The organism is Undibacterium sp. Xuan67W (assembly GCF_049340165.1).
GTDB lineage: Bacteria > Pseudomonadota > Gammaproteobacteria > Burkholderiales > Burkholderiaceae_D > Undibacterium.
Genome location: NZ_JBMPPN010000008.1, coordinates 62,347 through 81,000, shown reverse-complemented (window position 1 = coordinate 81,000; position 18,654 = coordinate 62,347). Strand labels below are relative to the sequence as shown.

The following is an 18,654-nucleotide window of genomic DNA, read 5'->3' as shown; positions in this document are numbered from 1 at the left end:
CCGAACCATCGGAGTTAACTTGAAAGAGATATTCTCATGTTTGAAATTATTTTAGGCATCATCGTCTTTATAGTGATGATCCTTCTCTACACCAGCAATATACTGGTCTATATATCGAATGAAAAAATCGGTATCGTTGAAAAGAAATGGTCTACTTCCGGTTCTCTAGAACACGGTTTTATCGCACTGAACGGGGAGGCCGGTTTTCAACCCGAAGTGCTGCGCGGCGGTTTTCATGTGTTCTTTCCATTCCAGTATGCGATTCACCGGCATGATCTGGTGACCATACAGCAGGGGACATTGGCGTACGTGTTTGCCCGTGATGGTCAGGCAATGGCACCGACGCAGAATCTGGCATGCAACAAGACCGCGAATGACTTCACCGATGTGCGCGGGTTTCTGACCAGCGGCGGTCAAAAAGGCTTGCAGAGAAAAATTTTGCGTGAAGGTACTTACGCGATCAATCTCGCTCAATTTGTGGTACTGACGACAGATAAGGTATGCGCCTTGCCTTTGCCGGGTGATGGCAACGTCAGTACCGACGGCGAAGTAGTCGGGCAGTTGGCCGAGATGCTGGGTGAACTGCGTACCCGCAATGGCTTCCAGCCTTTAGTGATACGTGACGATAAGCTCGCTGTGATCACGACTCATGAAGGTCAGTCTTTGCCTGAAGGTACGATCGTCGCACCTGTTGTCGGTGCAGATCCGCACGAAAGCAGTAGTTATCATCACGACTTCCAGAATCCCGAGGTATTCATTGAGTCCGGTGGCTACAAAGGCCGTCAACTGCAAGTGCTGGTCGAAGGTACGTATTATCTGAACGCCCGTTTCGCCACATATGAAATCGTTGAAAAACGCGTGGTTCCGGTTGGTTACGTCGGTGTCGTCGTGTCCTATACCGGCAAAGCTGGTAACGATGTGACTGGTGACGCCTATCGTCATGGTGAATTGGTCAGTAGTGATGAAAAAGGCGTGCAGGTCACACCTCTTTTACCGGGTAAATACGCATTAAATCCATATGCCAAGCGCGTGATTGATGTGCCGACCACGAATTTTATTCTGAAGTGGCAATCAGGCGCGGTCGGCTCGCATGAGCTCGACAAACATCTAAGCGAAGTGTCACTGATTACCAAGGACGCATTCGAGCCCGATCTGCCTTTGTCTGTCGTCGTCAACATCGATTACAAAATGGCGCCGCTCGTGATACAGCGTTTTGGCGATATTCAAAAATTGGTCGAACAAACGCTGGACCCGATGGTTGCTGCTTATTTTAAAAATATTGGTCAGGGCAAAACCCTGATTGAATTATTGCAGGAACGTTCCGACATTCAAGAGCGCGCCAAAGCCGAAATGCGCAAGAATTTTGAAGGATATAACCTGACTCTGAATGAGGTTCTGATAGGCACGCCGCGGGCTAAAGCGGGTGACACACAAATTGAAGTCATCCTCAAACAATTGCGTGAGCGTCAGGTCTCCAGAGAACAGTTAGAAACTTATAAAACCAAAGAGACAGCCGCAGTACAAGAACGTATTTTGCGCGAGGCCGAAGCTAAAGCCAAACAACAGACCGCGATTACCGAGTCTGAGCTTGCTGTCAAAATCGCTGAAAACCAAGGTAGTGCAGCGGTACAGAAAGCAATCAAGTCTGCCGAAGAAGCACGCCAGGCAGCATCGGGTGCGGCCGATGCCAAACGTACGCTCGCGAACGCCGAGGCCTATCAACTGCAACAAGTGGGCGAAGCGCAGGCCAAGGCCACTCGCCTGAACGTCGAAGCCTACGGTGGACCAGAGCTGCAATTCCAGCAAACTGTGCTGCTGCGCTTTGCCGAGGCGATAGAGAAAGGCCATATTGCGATGGTGCCAAGCATACAAACTGGGGGTAGCGGCAGCGCCTCAGCGGTCGATGCTTTTCTCGCGCTGGCTGCAAAAGACTTGTTGAATAAGAGTGAGAAAAAAGAAGTTGTGATTGCGTCGTAAGCTCTTCTCATATAAACGCAAAAACAAAAGTAGCAACTATTGCAGAAACGATTGTAGACACAACCCTCTCCTGTCTGCGGGAGAGGGGGGGGGTAAGGCAAGTGCGCTTGTAGTGAGTGATGTAATTACTGATGCGGTGACTGGCTAAATCATTTCTATCATCTGATGTTCGGCATCAAACACCATTGAATGTCAAATCGTTATGTTTTTTTCATGCCTGAGCTAATTTGAATTAAGATACGTCATTCCCTTAGTCAAATATCTTCATGATGAAATCTCGTCGAATTCTTCTAGCGCTTGTCGCAGTTATGATCACAATAGCGGTAGCAATTACCGCTTATTTTTTTGTTCAACCGACCCCCAAGAAGTCCATTGACAGTGTTGACGGAGTTGCAGCCCTACCCGGAGTTGATCGGGCGGCAAACGGATTACCCAAAGAATTCAACGATATTCTTGCTGCGTATCGCAAAGTCATTGTATTGCTGGCAGATGAAAAAACGTTGTCGGTCAAAGAGAAAGCCGCTGCGAACCGCATAGGTCAAGCCTTGTTTCATGAGAATCTTGTGCGGCTGGAGAATGTTGATGCATATTTAAAAACAGTACAAGCGTACAAAACCACTGAGCGTGAAGCAGCATTTGATGCGATGCTAAGCTTCATCGAATCTGGTGATGGTTTATACGATGCTGACCGTCTGGCGTTCCAGGAAGTTTTGCTCAAATTACAAAAAGCCATTGCCAGTGAACAGACTTTACCCGCGATCAAACTGCACAAGCGGGTCACTGAGGATCTTGCAGCTTTAAACGAGATCGAGAAAGAATACGACAAGGAACTCAAGGATATCTTTTCCCGTTTTGAATCGCGCTCGATTGAGCTCAAGCGCGAGCGCTGGGATGACTACCTGACCAAATTGCGCAAACTATATCCGCGTGAACAAATTCTGAAAGATTACGGCGTGATTTTGCCTTATCCGGAAATGCCAGAAGTCGCTGGCAACTCAGCAAAAGAGAAAGAAATTTTCGGAACAGGCCTACCAGCCAAAACTGTCGTACTGACCTTCGATGATGGTCCACACTCAACCTACACCGAAGAAATCGCAGCGATTTTGAAGCAATACAATGTACCTGCAGTCTTTTTTCAGGTGGGGCGCAATGTCGGCAGCATTGATGCGCAAGGCAAAGAAAAACTGAATAAGAATGCGGATACCAGCAAAAAATTACTCGCTGCAGGATACACATTAGCAAACCATAGTTTCAGTCATGCCTTATTGTCCAAACAAAATGGCGATAGCCTGCATGCAGAGATTGCACAAACCGATCAGCTCCTGAAAGCAATCGATCCCGCGCGCTCGTCATTGTTCCGCTTCCCTTACGGCGCGAAAAATAAAGAGGGCATGGAGATTTTGTCTAGCCTGGGATTGCGCTCGGTGATGTGGAATATCGACTCCTTAGATTGGGCCGATCCGGTGCCGAACTCGATTGCCAATCGTGTGCTCGCCACGGTCGATAAAGAGCAGCGCGGCATCATTTTGTTCCATGACATTCATGAACGTACTGTCAAGGCTTTGCCGCTGGTATTAGGCAGGCTGATCGCGGACGGTTATCGTTTTGCAGGATGGGATGGTAATGAATTTAAGATCGGCAAAGATAACAAGGCACCGGTAGAAAAACTCAATGTCACGACCGATTATCAAAACAGTTGGGCTGTTGTCATCGGGATTAACGACTATGCCAAATGGCCGAAACTGCAATACGCAGTTCAAGATGCCAATGCGATCCGCGACACACTGGTCAATCGCATGGGTTTTGCGGGTGATAAGGTAATCACGCTGACCAATGCTGATGCCACCAGAAATAATATTCTTGCGGTGTTTCACGATAAGCTGGGGCACGGCCAATTGAAAAAAGACGATCGTGTCTTTGTCTTCTTCGCCGGTCATGGCGCCACGCGCAAACTGAGTTCAGGTCGTAACCTTGGCTACATTATTCCGGTCGATTCTGATCCTGAGCAGGTTTCTGTTGATGCGATCCCCATGACGGACTTACAGAACATTGCCGAGAACCTGAATGCCAAGCACGTCTTGTTTGTCATGGATGCCTGTTACAGCGGACTGGGATTGACGCGCGGCAGTAGCAGCAGTTCGTTCTTGCGTGAGAATGCGAAGCGACTTGGTCGCCAGATGTTAACGGCCGGCGGTGCCGATCAGCTGGTCGCCGACGGCGGTCCGAACGGACACTCAGTCTTTACCTGGACGCTGTTGCAAGCCTTATCGGGCAAGGCGGATCTGAATGGTGACGGTATGATCACCGCGACAGAGCTCGCCGCCTACATCGCTCCTGCTGTCTCCAGCGTCTCACAACAAACGCCAGCGTTCGGCAGTTTGCCCGGATCAGAGGGGGGTGAATTTGTGTTCGAGGTGCGTAGTGAAGCAGAATTTTTGAATGCAAAAACGGATCAGTTATCGGCCGACGCAATTGCGCTCAACAGCAAACTCGATGGCGCACGTGTTAAGGCAGGTAACGATACTGCAATCGTCATCAAGAACCTGAACGGTGGCGAGCAAAAAATTGCCTCACCCAAACCCGTCGATGCCTCGTCTCGTCAGCTAGCGCAGCGCGCTAATGATCAAGGTTTGCAACATTATCGTGAGAAGCAATATGCGCAGGCGGAGGTGGCATTTACCGAGGCATTGAAATACCGGCCTGACTTCGGTCTGGCGGCGAATAACCTGGGCTTTGTCTATTTCAAACAAGAGAAATACGCCGAGGCCGCTCGCTGGTTTGAAAATACTCTACAGATCGATCCGTCGAGAGCCGTTGCGTATTTGAACCTTGGTGATGCCCGCGTTCGCCTGAACGAAAATGAGAAGGCTAAAGTCGCTTACAACAATTTCTTGCAACTTGCGCCAAATAGCCCGAGCGCAGCGGCGGTAAAAGAAGCTTTAAAAAAATTGAATTGAATTAAATCGAACTGGGTTAAATTAGTCCTCTTGAGTGATGCAGTCCAGTTAAGCCTAGCCTAGCCTTAGTTTTCTCGTTCCGGCGAAGGCCGGAATCTATTGGCGTCTCTGGCTGTCCAGAGATGAAGACTTCAGGTTTTTATGGCTGAACTGAACGGCATTACCATTCTATGTCGCCGTTATGTATTGCTTGATTCAGGTTGTGTCCGTCCCTTTGTATCCTTTGTAGCGAATTTACTAAAAATCTTCATGCGATTGGATTTTTGATGAAAACACCTCAGCTCCCACCATTGCGAAAAATAGTTGCGCTACTATTGCTCAGCGGCGTCTTGCATCCTGCCGTTTCTGTCTACGCAGCACAGTCTGCGAGTGCTCAAAGTGAAATTACTGCGCCGCCTTTATTACTAGCGCAAAATTACACAGATAAATTTGATGTTGCACGCTATCTGGTGAGTGAAAAGCTTGATGGCGTGCGGGCATATTGGGATGGACAGCACTTGCGTTTTCGCAGCGGCAAATTAATCCACGCGCCAGCCTGGTTTACTGCGGCATTACCAAAGCATGCTCTGGATGGCGAACTGTGGATGGGACGCCGCCGCTTTGATCAGGTGTCCGCTGCGGTACGCCGCCAGGAGCCCGATGATACCGAGTGGAAGTCAATTAGCTATCAACTGTATGAACTGCCAAACGACGAGGGCGACTTTTCGCAACGGATTGCTAGCATAGAGGCAAGCGTGGCGAAAGCGAATGTCGCTTGGTTGCAGGTATTAGCGCAGACACGTATCGCAGACAAAGCAAGCCTCAAGCAACAACTTGCGCAAGTTGTTCATGGCGGTGGTGAAGGCTTGATGCTGCACAAGGCGGATGCGACCTGGCAGACAGGGCGATCCGAGTTATTGCTGAAGCTAAAACCGCAGCTCGATGCCGAAGCCGTTGTCGTCGCTCATGAAGCAGGGCATGGTAAATATCAGGGTTTGTTAGGTGCACTGGTCGTGCAAACTCCCGATGGGCAGCGCTTCCGCCTGGGAACCGGATTGAGTGACGCACAGCGCCGCGATCCGCCGGCGATCGGCAGCACAGTCACTTATCGCTATCGTGATCTGACTTCGACGGGGTTGCCTAAGTTTGCGAGTTTTTTGCGCAGCAGACCCAGTGAGTAGTGAGCGAGCGTAGCAGGCGAGGGATGACATTGACTGTTGCGTATCAGCAAAGGGGATTTCTGAAAACACTCCGTACCGCTTACTCCTGCTTTTCTCCGCTATGTGCTCCGTACTCCGTGCCTCTGTGTTGAGAGGTCTTGGTTTTGGCGTAAGTCCTGTCAATGGGATTTTTTAATTTGGAGGTTTTTAGAAACTTCCGAAACAGATTGCGCAATGTTGATGCGCCTTTCAGACGGTTTTTGCTCGCTAAGCCTCACCGATATTGCGGATTGAGTTTTAGGAATTGTATTGCATGGCAGACAGAATCACCCAAAGCTCCATCATTCCTGACTTTCAGCAAGCCTTGATCCCATTCGCCGATCCGCAGCGCGCTCTAGGTATGCGCGCTTACATGAAAGATCGCTTCGATTATCTTGGCATTGCTGCTCCGGTGCGTCGTCAAGCTGTCATGCCGTTGATCCGTGCGCTCACGCCGTCAACTGTCGCTCAACTTTTTGAAATGGCAGATCAGCTCTGGTCTTTACCCGAACGTGAGTACCAGTATGTCGCGATTGATCTGCTGGCGAAATATATTCCTGTTCTGACAGCGGCAACCCTGGCAAATACGATTGCGCAGCTACTCACGCTGGCGCAATCCAAATCATGGTGGGATACCGTTGATGGCTTGGCTGGTATAACTGGTGATGTGCTGAGAGCGCATCTCACGCCAGACAGGCGAGTGCAAGCCTTGATGGATACGGCAATTCAGCATCCTGATTTTTGGGTGAGACGCATCGCTTTGTTGCATCAACTTGGCTGGCGTGAGGCGACTGATGTCGATCGGCTCAGCCGCTATGCATTACTCTGCGCAGAAGAAAAAGAATTTTTTATTCGCAAAGCGATTGGCTGGGCTTTACGCGATTATGCCTGGCACGATCCTGATTTTATCCGTCAGTTTTTACAGGCACACCAAGAACAATTATCGGGATTGAGCGTGCGCGAGACCAGTAAGAATTTACATAAACTCTGACCACGACCTGCACATCGGAATCGGGCATAGACATCACGAAAATACATCGTTCATCTTCGCCGTCTACATTCATCACTAATACCAAACCACCACACCGCTATGGCACTCACATCCCTGGGCATGTATCTATCCAAAGCTTTTCGCTGGCAACGAGGCAGGCAGGGCACAGGGTATGACAAAATGCTTTTGCTCACGGCACCCTGGCCGCTTCCGTTCGACAGCTACATCATCCGCTATCCCGACGGTACCGAAATCCCGCCGCATACCGATCCTGTACAAAATGGACGTCATTACCGGCTCAATCTCATCCTGAAATCACCGCGTTCCGGTGGCGACTTTATCTGTGCGACACCAATTTACAGCTCAAAAAGAATCAAGCTATTTCGCCCCGACACCTGCGAACACAGCGTCACCCGCGTTGCTGGCGGAAGTCGCTATGTGCTGTCGATTGGTTGGGTGCTGGGTCGAGTAACAAAATCCGGGTAGTCGCGAGTTTGCTACTTAGTCCTAGCCTGGCGTTAATCATGCAATGTAATAGTAAATCCAACTTCCTTGGCTTAAGGAGGATGCGAATACCGTTTTTTTTGAGCTCTTTATCTTGTCAAACTCTTATTGCTACATGCATAATATGTTGCTTTATTGAAAAATGTTGTTAACATTTTTTTAGCAGTATTGGTTTCAATAATAATGATCAATAAAGTGTATTTTTGTGGCCTGTCAATTCAAGCGATAACCAATCCATTCACATGTTTTGGTTATTTATTAAAGAAATTAAACGATAAAAATCATAAATCAAGGGAAGAAAATGTCTCGAATTATTACCGCATTTGCAGGACTCGCCATTGTTGTCGCAAGTACAGGTTGCTCAATGATGGCGCCTAAGTATGACCCTTCACAAAATAATATTCAGGCTTTAAAAGATGCTGGAAATTATTCCGCAAAGATAGGTGAATTTGCGTCAAAAAATGATCCTAAAAATGCGAATCCTATTAGCATTCGTGGATCCAGTCTCGCTTCACCTTATCAAGCCTCCTATGCAATTTATCTGTCAGAAGCTATCAAGCAAGAGTTAACCTTGGCGGGAAAATTTACGCCAAATGCAAATCTGGAGATCACAGGAACTTTACTGAAAAATGACATTGATGCGTCGGGATTTAGTGTCGGCACTGTCATTGTAGAGGCGCGTTTCATCGTGAAGAAGGACGGGAAAACTACATACGACCAGGTGAAATCAATTAACAGCGAATTCCCTTCTTCTTTTGCCGGTGCTGTAGCTATACCTCGTGCAGTGCAGGAATATTCTCCAACGGTTCAAAAATTATTGGCTTCTTTGTATGCCGATAAAGCGTTTATTGACTCGCTCAAATAGGGTATTTATTTAATTTTTAGAAAGAAATTCACATGCGTGTTTTAAGTTTATGTTCAGCCGTCTTTACTGCACTACTACTAAGTGCCTGCGCTCACCCGATTGTCATTTCTCCAGCGGTAGATAAAATTGCACCTAGTGCTACCGCTCAGAAAATCAATAAAAATGTCGCCTATTACATAGCAGACGATATTTTACGTAAAGAAGTGATTACGCCTGGGGGTGGTGGAGATAAAGTCAGCTATATGCCATATCGTGATATTGAAAATGGATTTTACAGAATGTTATCCAATACATTTGGCAGCGTTACAAAGCTAAAGAGTTTAAATGACGCCGATGCTATTAGTAAAAATAGCATCAGTTACATCATCACTCCTAGCTTAGTGACAAATTCATCTTCCCCAAGTCCATTTACATGGCCTCCGACTAAGTTCAATGCAGAACTTACCTGTAGTATCAGCGATGCTGCCGGGAAAACGATTTTAGTGAAAAAAGCATCAGGTGACGGGTCAGCTGAATTTGACGAATTTAAGAGAGATCATTCGTTAAGTGGTAAAAGAGCGACCGAGGATGTCCTGGTGAAAATGCAAAAAATCCTGTTAGAAGCACCTGAGTTACAAAAATAATTTTTGTAACGTTGTTTCTGATATTTTAAAAATGGGTGCGTTTAACGCACTCATTTTTTATGTTGGTCGATTGTATTAGAAACTAATTTTAACGCTGACCAATCGACGTCGCACCAAACAAGGCTTTTAATTCACGTGGCTGTGAGCGCCAGTATTGGCGCGGGGCGTCTACCGTGCCGCCTAATTTTGCTGCAGCATGCCAAGGCCAGTGTGGATCGTAGAGTATGCCGCGGGCGAGGGCAACCATGTCGGCTTGTCCGCCGGCGATAATCGACTCGGCGTGCTCTGCTTCTGTGATTAGGCCAACGGCGATGACAGGCATCTTTGTGTGCTGGCGGATCTGTGCGGCGAAACCGACCTGATAGCCCGGTTCGACCGGAATTTTTTGATGTGGCGAAATACCTCCGCTAGAGACATGGACGAAAGCGCAGCCACGTTCTTCTAAGGCTTTCACAAAGACGGTGCTCTGTTCTACGTTCCATCCGCCATCAACCCAGTCGCTTGCTGAAATTCGTATGCCGACAGGGGTGTCTGCGGGTATCGCGGCTCGCATGGCCTCGAATACCTCCAGCGGAAAACGCAAGCGGTTTTCCAAGCTGCCGCCGTATCGGTCACTACGTTGATTCGATATGGGCGATAAAAATTGATGCAGCAGATAGCCATGGGCTGCATGTACTTCTATCGCATCAAGACCTAGTTTGTGGCTGCGTATTGCGGCTGCAACGAAGGCATTTTTTACCCTTGTTAATCCTGCCTGATCCAGCGCCAGTGGCGGAGTTTCGTGTTCGCTATGGGGTACTGCCGATGCCGATGAGGTCTGCCAGCCGCCTTGGGCAACCGGGATCAATTGCCCGCCATCCCATGGCGTCTGGCTCGATGCTTTGCGTCCTGCATGCGCGAGCTGAATTGCAATCGGCATTGCCGAATAAGTCCGCAATGCCTTCAGCACACGCGCTAATGCAGCTTCAGCCGCATCCGACCATAAACCTAAATCAGCTGGTGTGATACGGCCTTCCGGCTCCACGGCAGTTGCCTCGATAATTAACATGCCGGCACCGGACAAAGCGAGACTGCCGAGATGGAACATATGCCAGTCAGTCGCCTGTCCGTCATCTGCAGAGTACTGACACATCGGTGCGATGATGATGCGATTTTTTAACTCAAGTGTGCCGATAGAGACTGGCGTAAAAAGGGCGCTCATAGATATTCTTTCTGTATTTACGAATACAACAGGATGTGGTGATCGATATACAACGATCGATGACCGATACTCAATTGCTAGTGATCAGTGTCACAAGATCTAGGCGATCAGATTCATTACTGAAGTTGGTGCTAAGTATGAATCAGGCGGCCTCCGCCGAATGACCAGTTTTCCCAGGTCGTTTCTTTAAAGCAGACCATCACATTCTCGGGTTGCAACCCCGCCAGAGTCAGTTTTTGCATCAGATCTTCTAAGAGTTTTTTCTTGACTTTGACGCTGCGACCAGCCGACCAGAGAATTTCGACCAACACAAAATCGTCTGTGCGTGCGGAGCTAAGATCCGGGTAATGACTATCGTACCGAAAGTCGTCAGCATCCAATTCCAATACCCGCTGGAATTTGTCCGTGTCGGGTACGCCGGACGTGACTAATGCAGAATGAATGGCATCCAGTACGGCAGATTTGAATTCACTGGATTTGGGTTTGCGAACAGTAAGTGTAATGAGTGGCATACGCGTTCCTTAGGCTAACTGCAAAATAGGAACAGCTAGCTTAATCGATTATTCGGTCCGTCGCTCGAAGTGCAAAAGATCATGCCATTCGCCGTGTAACTCAACGCTGCGCCGCGACTTGCCAAAGACGCTAAAGCCATTTTTTTCCAGCACCTTCGTTGACCCGATATTGGATGGTCGCACCACAGCTTCGAGACGCCAAAGTTTGAGCGGGCCGAAGGCTTCTTGCACGATCAGTCGTACCGCCGCGCTGGCTTGCCCCTTGCCAGTTGCATGCTGCGCCATGCGATAGCCGAGCGTCGCCTTGTTGTAATGCGGACGGACGATATTCGTCAGATTAATCCTGCCGATTAATTCTGCTTGAATCGTATCTGATGCCGTCGTCCAGATCAGATATTGAAACGACTTATCCTGCTCACGCTCAGTCTCGGCCGCATGCAATGAGGCACGCACACGCGCTGGCTGATAGTAAGCGTCGGTACGACTATGTACCCATTGCTCGAAATAGGCGCGATTCTGCATCTCAAAATCGAGCACGGCATCGGTGTGTGTGCTGCTTGCAGGTGTGATGATGACGGGCATGGTGACGGTCGTAAGGTTGCCGGTAGCGCTATAGTTATCCAAAGCCTAAATTACATGAATGATTGAAGTAGCACTGATTTTAATATACTCCACCTGTTTTTATCAAAATAGGCTCTATCGCCCAATGATCGTCTGGTTTATTAAATGTACTGAGTAGGAGTATATGTTCATATTGCGTAGTGTTTGTGGTTGATGCCGTTTGCAGTTAGCATTAGTGCTATTACGCAGTTTCAAGTAAACGGTTTATCGCTGAAATGATCGCCTAATTTATGTCGAATTATTAATGTGTATTCGTATCTAGAGGAACATCATTCTCTACCATTATCCCTCTCCTAAGACATGGCAATGATTTTCTGGTGCGCAAGTTTGCATTGCTGTGAGACGTGTTGAAGCTTGTCAGACATTGTGCATCACTTAATATTGTTAGTGGGTAGTTTTACCTGAACATATACTTTTGTTTTTTGCTTACCTCCAAGCGACAGCGATTTCAGTTCAGGATGTCGTCTGATAAAACGTGTTTTTCGCGAGATTTTCCTAGAGCCGTATCACTCGCATCTTTGATGCATGCAGGGAGGCAGGCGGGGTAGATGGAAACGACATTTTTGGGCGCGCCCAATTCGTGATTAAATGGATTATCGGTGGTCGGTATGTGGAATATGTACGCGCCAACCTTTTGAGATATGACTTTGTTCAGCTTGTTGCTAATTGACCATGTTCAACTCTTTACCGAGCTGTTGGTATGAGGATTTATCCTGCGGATTGGTTTTGTGAGGGTTTAATGAAAGTGCTAGGTAAGGATTGTTAGATATCGTATTGCGATGAGGAAATGTTGTTTACATTTGCTTAAAGGCCATAATGTAATTCTTGGGAATTTATATATGAACGTAAATGTTGCTCATTTAGAAGCCCAAATTCGACGCTTTCATAAAGCTACAGTTGTCCTTGCTGAAAAAGCGTCAAACTCTCAAATAGACCAGATGAAATATTTTCCTATTATCATTGGGAAAACCCCAAATATTCTAGTAGCCACTTCTTCTATTGGAGAGCCAGATTCTGATTTTTATACACCTTACATTGTCAATGCTACTTTTAGTTTGGAAATACTTTTAAAGGCAATTATTTACTATGAAACAAAAGTTTGGGAGACAGGTCATAATTTAGTTAAGTTATATGAAAATATCAGCACTCCTGTTAAGCGAGAAGCAAATGATTCCTTTAAAAAATTATGTGATGCAAATAAGGACTTTAAAGAAATTAAAAGACATGCAAAGGAAATTCTTGGCCATGAACTAAAGTTAAATCTAACAAATCTTTTATTGTGTTCATCGCGTGCATTTGAAACGTGGCGCTATGCTTTTGACGATAACTCAAAAAATGTTTGTTTTTTTGGTTACGGAGATGCATTCGACGTTTTGTGGGATGCCAAAGAAAAAATTCGTCCAAACTTATAGGGGAGGGCGGCCATAATGGGTGCGATTGCGCAAAGCCATTCGCACCATCCTAATGCAACGACGCTGGATTTCTTACGACACTGCCTCCAAAAACTCCTGCTGCTCCAGCCAGTCTGCTTCTGTTTGCTCCAGCTCTTTCACCAGATACGCCTGATCCAGTAAGAGACCTTTTAGCTTCTCTTTGTTGGCATCGCTGTAGATGTCGCTGCCTTCGAGCTGGGCTGCGATGTCTTGTTTCTTGGCGTTGAGTTTGGCCATTTGTTCTTCTAGCCGTTTGATCTTGGATTCGATGGGTTTGCGTTGTGCGGCGAGTTTTTGTCGTTGCTCGGCGTCACGGCGCTTCTTTTCTTTGTCGTCGATTTGTTCGGCCACGGGGACTGGTTTTGCTTGTGGCAAAGCGTCTTGTTTTTCTTTGGTTTTTGCTGGTACTGACGGGGCGGATTCTTTGGCGAGTTTGTTTTTGAACAGCCAGTCTTTGTAGTCGTCCAGATCACCGTCGAATGGCAATAACTCTCCGTCGGCAACGATGATGAATTGATCCGTGGTGGCGCGCAGCAGATGGCGATCATGGGAGACGACGACCAGTGTGCCTTCGAACTGGGCGAGTGCTTCGGTCAGTGCTTCGCGGGTTTCCAGATCCAGATGGTTGGTTGGTTCATCCAGTAGCAGTAGGTTGGGGCGCTGCCAGACGATCATGGCCAAGGCGAGACGGGCTTTTTCGCCACCGGAGAACGGGGCGATCGGGCTAGTGACCATGCTACCGGGGAAGTTGAAACCGCCCAGGAAGTTACGCAATTCTTGTTCGCGGACATTCGGTGCTATATGGGCCAGATGCCAGAGTGGTGATTCGTCATGGCGCAGCATTTCGACCTGATGCTGGGCAAAGTAGCCGATGGACAGGCCCTTACCTGTCTGCATAGTGCCGGACAGCGGGGCGATGTCGCCGACGATGGTTTTGATCAGGGTGGATTTACCTGCACCATTGACACCGAGCAGGCCGATACGCTGGCCGATTTGTAGGGAGAATTTGACGTCGGAGACGATCGTTCTCTCGGTAAAGCTGTGATCGGTTTTGGACTCAACGCGGTAGCCGCAATTGACGTCTTCCATGACCAGCATCGGGTTCGGTGCGCTGAGCGGTTCGCGGAATTCAAATGAGAATTCAGCCGCTTCGCGCAGTGGTGCGAGCTCTTCCATTTTCTCCAGTGCTTTGATACGGCTTTGTGCTTGCTTGGCTTTGGAGGCTTTGGCGGCAAAGCGGTCAATGAAGGATTGCAGGTGGGCGCGTTTGCGGTTTTGTTTGAGGATGGTACCTTGGGCCAGAATCAGCTGTGCAGCACGCTGGCGCTCGAAAGCGGAGTAGTTGCCCGAATAACGCTTGAGTTTGCGCTCGTCAATATGTACGACGACGTTGACTACTCCATCGAGGAAATCGCGGTCATGGGAAATGATCAACAAAGTGCCGGTATACCGTTTGAGCCAGTCTTCCAGCCAGATAATCGCGTCCAGATCCAGATGGTTGGTCGGTTCATCGAGCAGTAGTAAGTCGGATTTGCACATCAGTGCTTGCGCCAGATTCAGGCGCATCCGCCAGCCACCGGAGAAGCTGGCGACGGATTGCTCCATTTGAGCCAGCGTGAAGCCGAGGCCGATCAATAATTGTTCACCGCGTGAGCGCACAGTGTAGGCGTCGGCATCGGCCAGTGCGCCATACATCTCACCGATGGCGAGACCATTCTCCGGTGTGTCGGGCTGGGCTTCGAGTTCGGCTAACTGGGCTTCGAGTTTGCGTAACGCGGTATCGCCGTCAATCGCGTAATCAATCGCACTGCGTTCCAGTGGCGGTGTTTCTTGGGCGACGTGGGCGAGTTGCCATTTGGCGGGGAATTCGATGCTGCCCTGATCAGGATGCAGCTCGCCGCGCAACATGGCGAACAGGCTGGATTTGCCCGCGCCGTTGGAGCCGATCAAGCCTATCTTGTCGCCGGGATTGAGCGTGACATCGACGCTATCGAATAAAGGCTTGGTGCCGCGCGCCAGGATGACTTGTTGAAGACGTATCATTGTGTACTAACTTAAAAAATGGGGAGTATCTGTTTAAAAATGCATAAGCCGCACATCAGTTGTGCGGCTTTGGTTGCTGCTAGTTGATACTGGTACCTAGTATCTGTTTTTTTGTGGCTGTGCGCCGTGTGGCGGATTCAGCTACGGGACGACGTTTTATCCGGTCAATTGGTCTGCATGGAGCAAAAATACCATGTCATCACCAGCACTAGTGGTGAGCCAGGTCAGACCCAGATCGCCAAATGCCTGTTCTGCAAACGCCCGTTCGTTGCCGATTTCTACCATCAGAATCCCGTTCTTGTTCAGTCGCTGCGCTGCACCTGCAACGATTTTGCGCACCAGATCCATGCCGTCTTCGCCGCCTGCCAGTGCGATTTGCGGCTCATGCAAATATTCTTGCGGGAGCTTGCTCATCGAGCCGGAATTGACATAAGGCGGATTCGTGATAATCAGGTCGTATTTTTTGTCCGGTACATTGGCATAGAGATCGGATTCGATCAGGGTAATTCGGTTTTGCAACTCATAGGTGTCGACGTTGCGCTGTGCAACCGCCAATGCATCCCTGGAGATATCGACCGCATCAACCTGTGCGTCGGGGAAGGCATCTGCCAGCATGATGGGCAGGCAGCCGGAGCCGGTGCACAATTCAAGAATGCTGGTAATTGCATCCGGGTCCTGAACCCAAGGTGAAAAATGTTCGGGGATCAATTCTGCAATGAACGAACGCGGCACAATGACTCGCTCATCGACGTAGAAATTGTAGGTGCCTAGCCAAGCTTCATTAGTGATGTAGGACGCTGGTACCCGGCCGATCGCCCGGCGTTCGATGACAGCTAAAGCGGCTTCGATTTCATGCGGTAACAGACGGGCATCCAGAAAAGGATCAATCTTGTCCAGTGGCAGTTTCAGTGTATGTAGCAGTAGATAGGCGGCTTCATCGAGCGCGTTGGCGCTGCCGTGGCCGAAAAATAATTTTTCGGTGTTAAAGCGTGTGACGGCATGACGCAATAAATCGCGGATGGTTAGGAAGATGGAGGCGGGCAGGTTGCTCATGTCAGTAGATTTTCTAAAGTACGGCGATAAATGTTTTTGAGCGGGTCGATGTAACGCACTTCGATGTGCTCATCAATCTTGTGGATGCTGGCATTCGGGGGGCCAAACTCAACGACTTGCGGGCAGATTTTGGCGATGAAGCGGCCATCCGACGTTCCACCGGTGGTCGATAATTCTGTGGTGACGCCGGTTTCTGCGTGAATCGCTGCACCTAAGGCATCGCTTAACTCGCCTTTTGGTGTGAGGAAAGGATGGCCGCCGATGGTCCATTTGAGGTCGTAATCCATGCTGTTTTTATCCAGAATCGCATGCACACGTTGCTGCAATCCTTCGGCTGTGCTGGCGGTAGAAAACCGGAAATTGAAATCGATCACAATCGAACCGGGAATGACGTTCGATGCGCCAGTGCCCGCATGGATGTTCGATATTTGCCATGAGGTCGGCAGGTAATATTCGTTACCTTCATCCCAGACTTCGGCGACCATTTCAGCCAATGCCGGTGCTGCCAGGTGAATAGGATTTTTGGCGAGCTGCGGATAGGCGATGTGACCCTGTATGCCTTTGACGGTCAGCTTGCCTGACATCGTGCCACGGCGACCATTTTTGATGGTGTCGCCCAGTTGATCAACCGACGTCGGCTCGCCAACAATGCAGTAATCGAGTTGTTCACCGCGTGCTTTGAGCTGATTGCAGACGACGACGGTACCGTCAGTTGCCGGACCTTCTTCATCACTAGTGATCAAAAAGCCGATGGAGCCTTTGTGGTCGGGATTTGCCGCGATAAATTCTTCACAGGCGACGACGAAGGCCGCAATCGAGGTTTTCATATCGGCGGCGCCACGGCCATATAGCTTGCCGTCGCGATGTGTTGGTGTGAACGGCAGCGATTGCCATTGATCGACCGGACCCGTCGGGACGACGTCGGTATGGCCGGCAAATACGAGTAAAGGCTGTGCTGTACCACGACGTGCCCACAGATTCGTGACGTCGCCAGATTGGATGGTTTCGCAGGTAAAACCGAGTGGGCTCAGCAGGGAAATTAATTCGTCCTGGCAGCCTTTATCTTCCGGTGTGACGGAAGAGAGCGCGATCAGTTTTTCTGTCAGCGCGAGTGTTTTGCTCATGGCGATTACTTGAAAAGAGGTTGGTATTGTTGAGCCGAAAATCCGACTTCGATATGCGACGTTGTTGCTGATGCGGCAGAGCTTGTTTGCATCTGTAAAACCGGACGTTTGATCACGGATGGTGATGCGATTATCAATGCGATGGCGGCATCGACGTCGCTGACGGAGGCTTTTTGTTCATCAGTCAATGCGCGCCATGTCGTACCTTTGCGATTGATCAGAATGTCGAGATCTTTGTGTTGTAACCAGTCTTGAATGGTTGCGCGATCCAGTCCATTTTTTTTAAAGTCATGGAAGGTGAACGCGATACCTTGCTCCTGCAACCAGGTGCGGGCTTTTTTGACGGTATCGCAATTCGGGATGCCATATAAAACGAGTGAGTGCATTCTTCTCTTTACATATTCAGTGTGAACTCGGTGAAAGACGCTTCTTCTTTCTTTTCCGGTTCGGGTTCTGGTGCGGACTGTGTCTGATCCATTTCATTGTTCAGCAGCCACAACAGGTTATTGGCAGAGTCTGCATTGGCCAGACCTTCTTCCTGACTGATCAGGCCTTCCCGGATCAAATGCATTAATGCACGCTCGAAGGTTTGCGAGCCTGGTGACAGACTTTTTTCAATCGCTTCTTTAATCTGAAAGATGTCGCCTTGCTCAATCAACTCTGCGACATAGCGGGTATTGAGCATGATCTCGACTGCCGGGCAGCGGCCGCCATCGATGGAGCGAATCAGGCGTTGCGAAATAATGGCACGGATCGATGAGGACAAATCTAGTAACAGCGCATTGCGGTTTTCCATCGGGAAAAAGCTGATAATCCGGTTCAATGCCTGATAACTATTATTCGCATGCAGTGTCGCAAGAACCAGATGGCCGGACTGCGCATAGGCAATCGCTGCCAGCATGGTTTCCAGATCACGGATCTCACCGATCAAGATGCAGTCTGGTGCTTGACGCAGAGAGTTTTTCAGTGCGGTTTTCAGACTATCGGAGTCGGTGCCGATTTCGCGCTGATTCACAATCGATTTTTTACTGCGGAACAGATATTCGATCGGATCTTCCAGCGTCAGAATATGCCCGGTACGCAGCTCATTGCGATGATCGAGCATGGATGCGATGGTGGTTGATTTACCTGATCCTGTTGCACCGACGACGAGGATCAAGCCGCGTTTTTCCATAATCAGATCGGATAACACCGGCGGCAAGTGCAGTGTGTTCAGCGCAGGAATATGTCCGGGAACAAAACGCAATACGGCCGATACCGATCCGCGCTGACGGAACGCCGACAAGCGGAAGCGGCCAATCCCTGGTGCGCCGATACCGATGTTCAGTTCATTTTCGCGTTCGAGTTGCTGCATGTGCTCCGGGGCCACCACTTCACTCAGCAGTGACAAGATATTCGCCTGATCCATTTTCTGCTGATTAATCGGCAGCAGGTTGCCGTTAATTTTTAGATGGATGGGCGAGTTCATGGCGAAAAACATATCAGACGCCTGTTTTTCTTTCATCAACTGGAATAAGCGATCCATTGCCATGGTGTGTCCCTATTCAAAAACGATTCAAAAACGAAAATGAT

Annotated in this window: 16 protein-coding genes; 8 read left to right on the top strand and 8 right to left on the bottom strand. The window is 49.0% G+C overall.

Features of this window, described 5'->3' with window-relative positions; translation table 11 throughout:
* The first annotated feature begins 36 nt into the window (after positions 1-36).
* The 7 genes from ACO0LE_RS09360 (at position 37) to ACO0LE_RS09330 (ending at position 9,095) form a co-directional block, all read left to right on the top strand.
* A complete protein-coding gene (locus tag ACO0LE_RS09360; RefSeq protein WP_422960119.1) occupies positions 37-1,977 on the top strand; it encodes an SPFH domain-containing protein in 1,941 nt (646 codons plus the stop codon).
* Positions 1,978-2,285: 308 nt separating this feature from the next.
* Positions 2,286-4,934 (top strand): polysaccharide deacetylase family protein, encoded by a 2,649-nt coding sequence (locus ACO0LE_RS09355; RefSeq protein WP_422960118.1) that lies wholly within the window; start codon positions 2,286-2,288, stop codon positions 4,932-4,934.
* Positions 4,935-5,200: 266 nt separating this feature from the next.
* Positions 5,201-6,094, top strand: coding sequence for a DNA ligase (locus ACO0LE_RS09350; protein ID WP_422960117.1), 894 nt, complete (start codon positions 5,201-5,203; stop codon positions 6,092-6,094).
* Between the two features lie 292 nt (positions 6,095-6,386).
* The gene (locus ACO0LE_RS09345; RefSeq protein WP_422960116.1) at positions 6,387-7,103 is read left to right on the top strand and encodes a DNA alkylation repair protein; all 717 of its coding nucleotides are present in this window, start codon (positions 6,387-6,389) and stop codon (positions 7,101-7,103) included.
* A gap of 99 nt (positions 7,104-7,202) precedes the next feature.
* Positions 7,203-7,589: a 2OG-Fe(II) oxygenase gene (locus tag ACO0LE_RS09340; RefSeq protein ID WP_422960115.1), complete on the top strand. Its 387-nt coding sequence runs from the start codon at positions 7,203-7,205 to the stop codon at positions 7,587-7,589.
* Between the two features lie 319 nt (positions 7,590-7,908).
* Entirely contained in the window at positions 7,909-8,472 is a 564-nt protein-coding gene (locus ACO0LE_RS09335; RefSeq protein WP_422960114.1) for a hypothetical protein, read from the top strand.
* A gap of 32 nt (positions 8,473-8,504) precedes the next feature.
* The gene (locus ACO0LE_RS09330) at positions 8,505-9,095 is read left to right on the top strand and encodes a hypothetical protein (RefSeq protein ID WP_422960113.1); all 591 of its coding nucleotides are present in this window, start codon (positions 8,505-8,507) and stop codon (positions 9,093-9,095) included.
* An 88-nt stretch (positions 9,096-9,183) separates the two neighbouring features.
* On the opposite strand, the gene ACO0LE_RS09325 is transcribed toward ACO0LE_RS09330, so the two are convergent.
* From ACO0LE_RS09325 to ACO0LE_RS09315, 3 genes are all read right to left on the bottom strand, one after another.
* Positions 9,184-10,296: an NADH:flavin oxidoreductase/NADH oxidase gene (locus tag ACO0LE_RS09325; protein ID WP_422960112.1), complete on the bottom strand. Its 1,113-nt coding sequence runs from the start codon at positions 10,294-10,296 to the stop codon at positions 9,184-9,186.
* Between the two features lie 131 nt (positions 10,297-10,427).
* Entirely contained in the window at positions 10,428-10,808 is a 381-nt protein-coding gene (locus tag ACO0LE_RS09320) for a tautomerase family protein (protein ID WP_422960111.1), read from the bottom strand.
* 48 nt (positions 10,809-10,856) lie between these two features.
* Positions 10,857-11,390: a GNAT family N-acetyltransferase gene (locus tag ACO0LE_RS09315; RefSeq protein WP_422960110.1), complete on the bottom strand. Its 534-nt coding sequence runs from the start codon at positions 11,388-11,390 to the stop codon at positions 10,857-10,859.
* Positions 11,391-12,268: 878 nt separating this feature from the next.
* Between ACO0LE_RS09315 and ACO0LE_RS09310 the strand changes: the two genes are divergently transcribed.
* The gene (locus tag ACO0LE_RS09310; protein ID WP_422960109.1) at positions 12,269-12,841 is read left to right on the top strand and encodes a hypothetical protein; all 573 of its coding nucleotides are present in this window, start codon (positions 12,269-12,271) and stop codon (positions 12,839-12,841) included.
* Positions 12,842-12,913: 72 nt separating this feature from the next.
* Here ACO0LE_RS09310 and ACO0LE_RS09305 read toward each other — a convergent pair whose 3' ends face one another.
* From ACO0LE_RS09305 to ACO0LE_RS09285, 5 genes are all read right to left on the bottom strand, one after another.
* Positions 12,914-14,905 carry an ATP-binding cassette domain-containing protein gene (locus tag ACO0LE_RS09305; RefSeq protein ID WP_422960108.1) on the bottom strand — a complete coding sequence of 664 codons (1,992 nt, stop codon included), beginning with the start codon at positions 14,903-14,905 and terminating at the stop codon, positions 12,914-12,916.
* A gap of 156 nt (positions 14,906-15,061) precedes the next feature.
* Positions 15,062-15,958 (bottom strand): 50S ribosomal protein L3 N(5)-glutamine methyltransferase, encoded by an 897-nt coding sequence (gene prmB, locus ACO0LE_RS09300; protein WP_422960107.1) that lies wholly within the window; start codon positions 15,956-15,958, stop codon positions 15,062-15,064.
* Positions 15,955-17,082, bottom strand: coding sequence for a succinyl-diaminopimelate desuccinylase (gene dapE / locus ACO0LE_RS09295; RefSeq protein ID WP_422960106.1), 1,128 nt, complete (start codon positions 17,080-17,082; stop codon positions 15,955-15,957). The genes prmB and dapE overlap by 4 nt, the downstream gene beginning before the upstream one ends.
* Positions 17,083-17,087: 5 nt before the next feature.
* Positions 17,088-17,468 (bottom strand): ArsC family reductase, encoded by a 381-nt coding sequence (locus ACO0LE_RS09290; protein ID WP_422960105.1) that lies wholly within the window; start codon positions 17,466-17,468, stop codon positions 17,088-17,090.
* An 8-nt stretch (positions 17,469-17,476) separates the two neighbouring features.
* Positions 17,477-18,613, bottom strand: a complete 1,137-nt coding sequence (locus ACO0LE_RS09285) for a PilT/PilU family type 4a pilus ATPase (RefSeq protein WP_422956698.1) — start codon at positions 18,611-18,613, stop codon at positions 17,477-17,479.
* Between the last annotated feature and the right edge of the window lie 41 nt (positions 18,614-18,654).

What these genes read in the sequence shown, in the direction of transcription:
- ACO0LE_RS09290 (WP_422960105.1), bottom strand. Translation starts at nt 17,468, where the DNA reads ATGCACTCACTCGTTTTATATGGCATCCCGAATTGCGATACCGTCAAA.
- ACO0LE_RS09325 (WP_422960112.1), bottom strand. Translation starts at nt 10,296, where the DNA reads ATGAGCGCCCTTTTTACGCCAGTCTCTATCGGCACACTTGAGTTAAAA.
- prmB (WP_422960107.1), bottom strand. Translation starts at nt 15,958, where the DNA reads ATGAGCAACCTGCCCGCCTCCATCTTCCTAACCATCCGCGATTTATTG.
- dapE (WP_422960106.1), bottom strand. Translation starts at nt 17,082, where the DNA reads ATGAGCAAAACACTCGCGCTGACAGAAAAACTGATCGCGCTCTCTTCC.
- ACO0LE_RS09310 (WP_422960109.1), top strand. Translation starts at nt 12,269, where the DNA reads ATGAACGTAAATGTTGCTCATTTAGAAGCCCAAATTCGACGCTTTCAT.
- ACO0LE_RS09360 (WP_422960119.1), top strand. Translation starts at nt 37, where the DNA reads ATGTTTGAAATTATTTTAGGCATCATCGTCTTTATAGTGATGATCCTT.
- ACO0LE_RS09335 (WP_422960114.1), top strand. Translation starts at nt 7,909, where the DNA reads ATGTCTCGAATTATTACCGCATTTGCAGGACTCGCCATTGTTGTCGCA.
- ACO0LE_RS09345 (WP_422960116.1), top strand. Translation starts at nt 6,387, where the DNA reads ATGGCAGACAGAATCACCCAAAGCTCCATCATTCCTGACTTTCAGCAA.
- ACO0LE_RS09350 (WP_422960117.1), top strand. Translation starts at nt 5,201, where the DNA reads ATGAAAACACCTCAGCTCCCACCATTGCGAAAAATAGTTGCGCTACTA.
- ACO0LE_RS09320 (WP_422960111.1), bottom strand. Translation starts at nt 10,808, where the DNA reads ATGCCACTCATTACACTTACTGTTCGCAAACCCAAATCCAGTGAATTC.
- ACO0LE_RS09330 (WP_422960113.1), top strand. Translation starts at nt 8,505, where the DNA reads ATGCGTGTTTTAAGTTTATGTTCAGCCGTCTTTACTGCACTACTACTA.
- ACO0LE_RS09355 (WP_422960118.1), top strand. Translation starts at nt 2,286, where the DNA reads ATGATCACAATAGCGGTAGCAATTACCGCTTATTTTTTTGTTCAACCG.
- ACO0LE_RS09340 (WP_422960115.1), top strand. Translation starts at nt 7,203, where the DNA reads ATGGCACTCACATCCCTGGGCATGTATCTATCCAAAGCTTTTCGCTGG.
- ACO0LE_RS09315 (WP_422960110.1), bottom strand. Translation starts at nt 11,390, where the DNA reads ATGCCCGTCATCATCACACCTGCAAGCAGCACACACACCGATGCCGTG.
- ACO0LE_RS09305 (WP_422960108.1), bottom strand. Translation starts at nt 14,905, where the DNA reads ATGATACGTCTTCAACAAGTCATCCTGGCGCGCGGCACCAAGCCTTTA.
- ACO0LE_RS09285 (WP_422956698.1), bottom strand. Translation starts at nt 18,613, where the DNA reads ATGGCAATGGATCGCTTATTCCAGTTGATGAAAGAAAAACAGGCGTCT.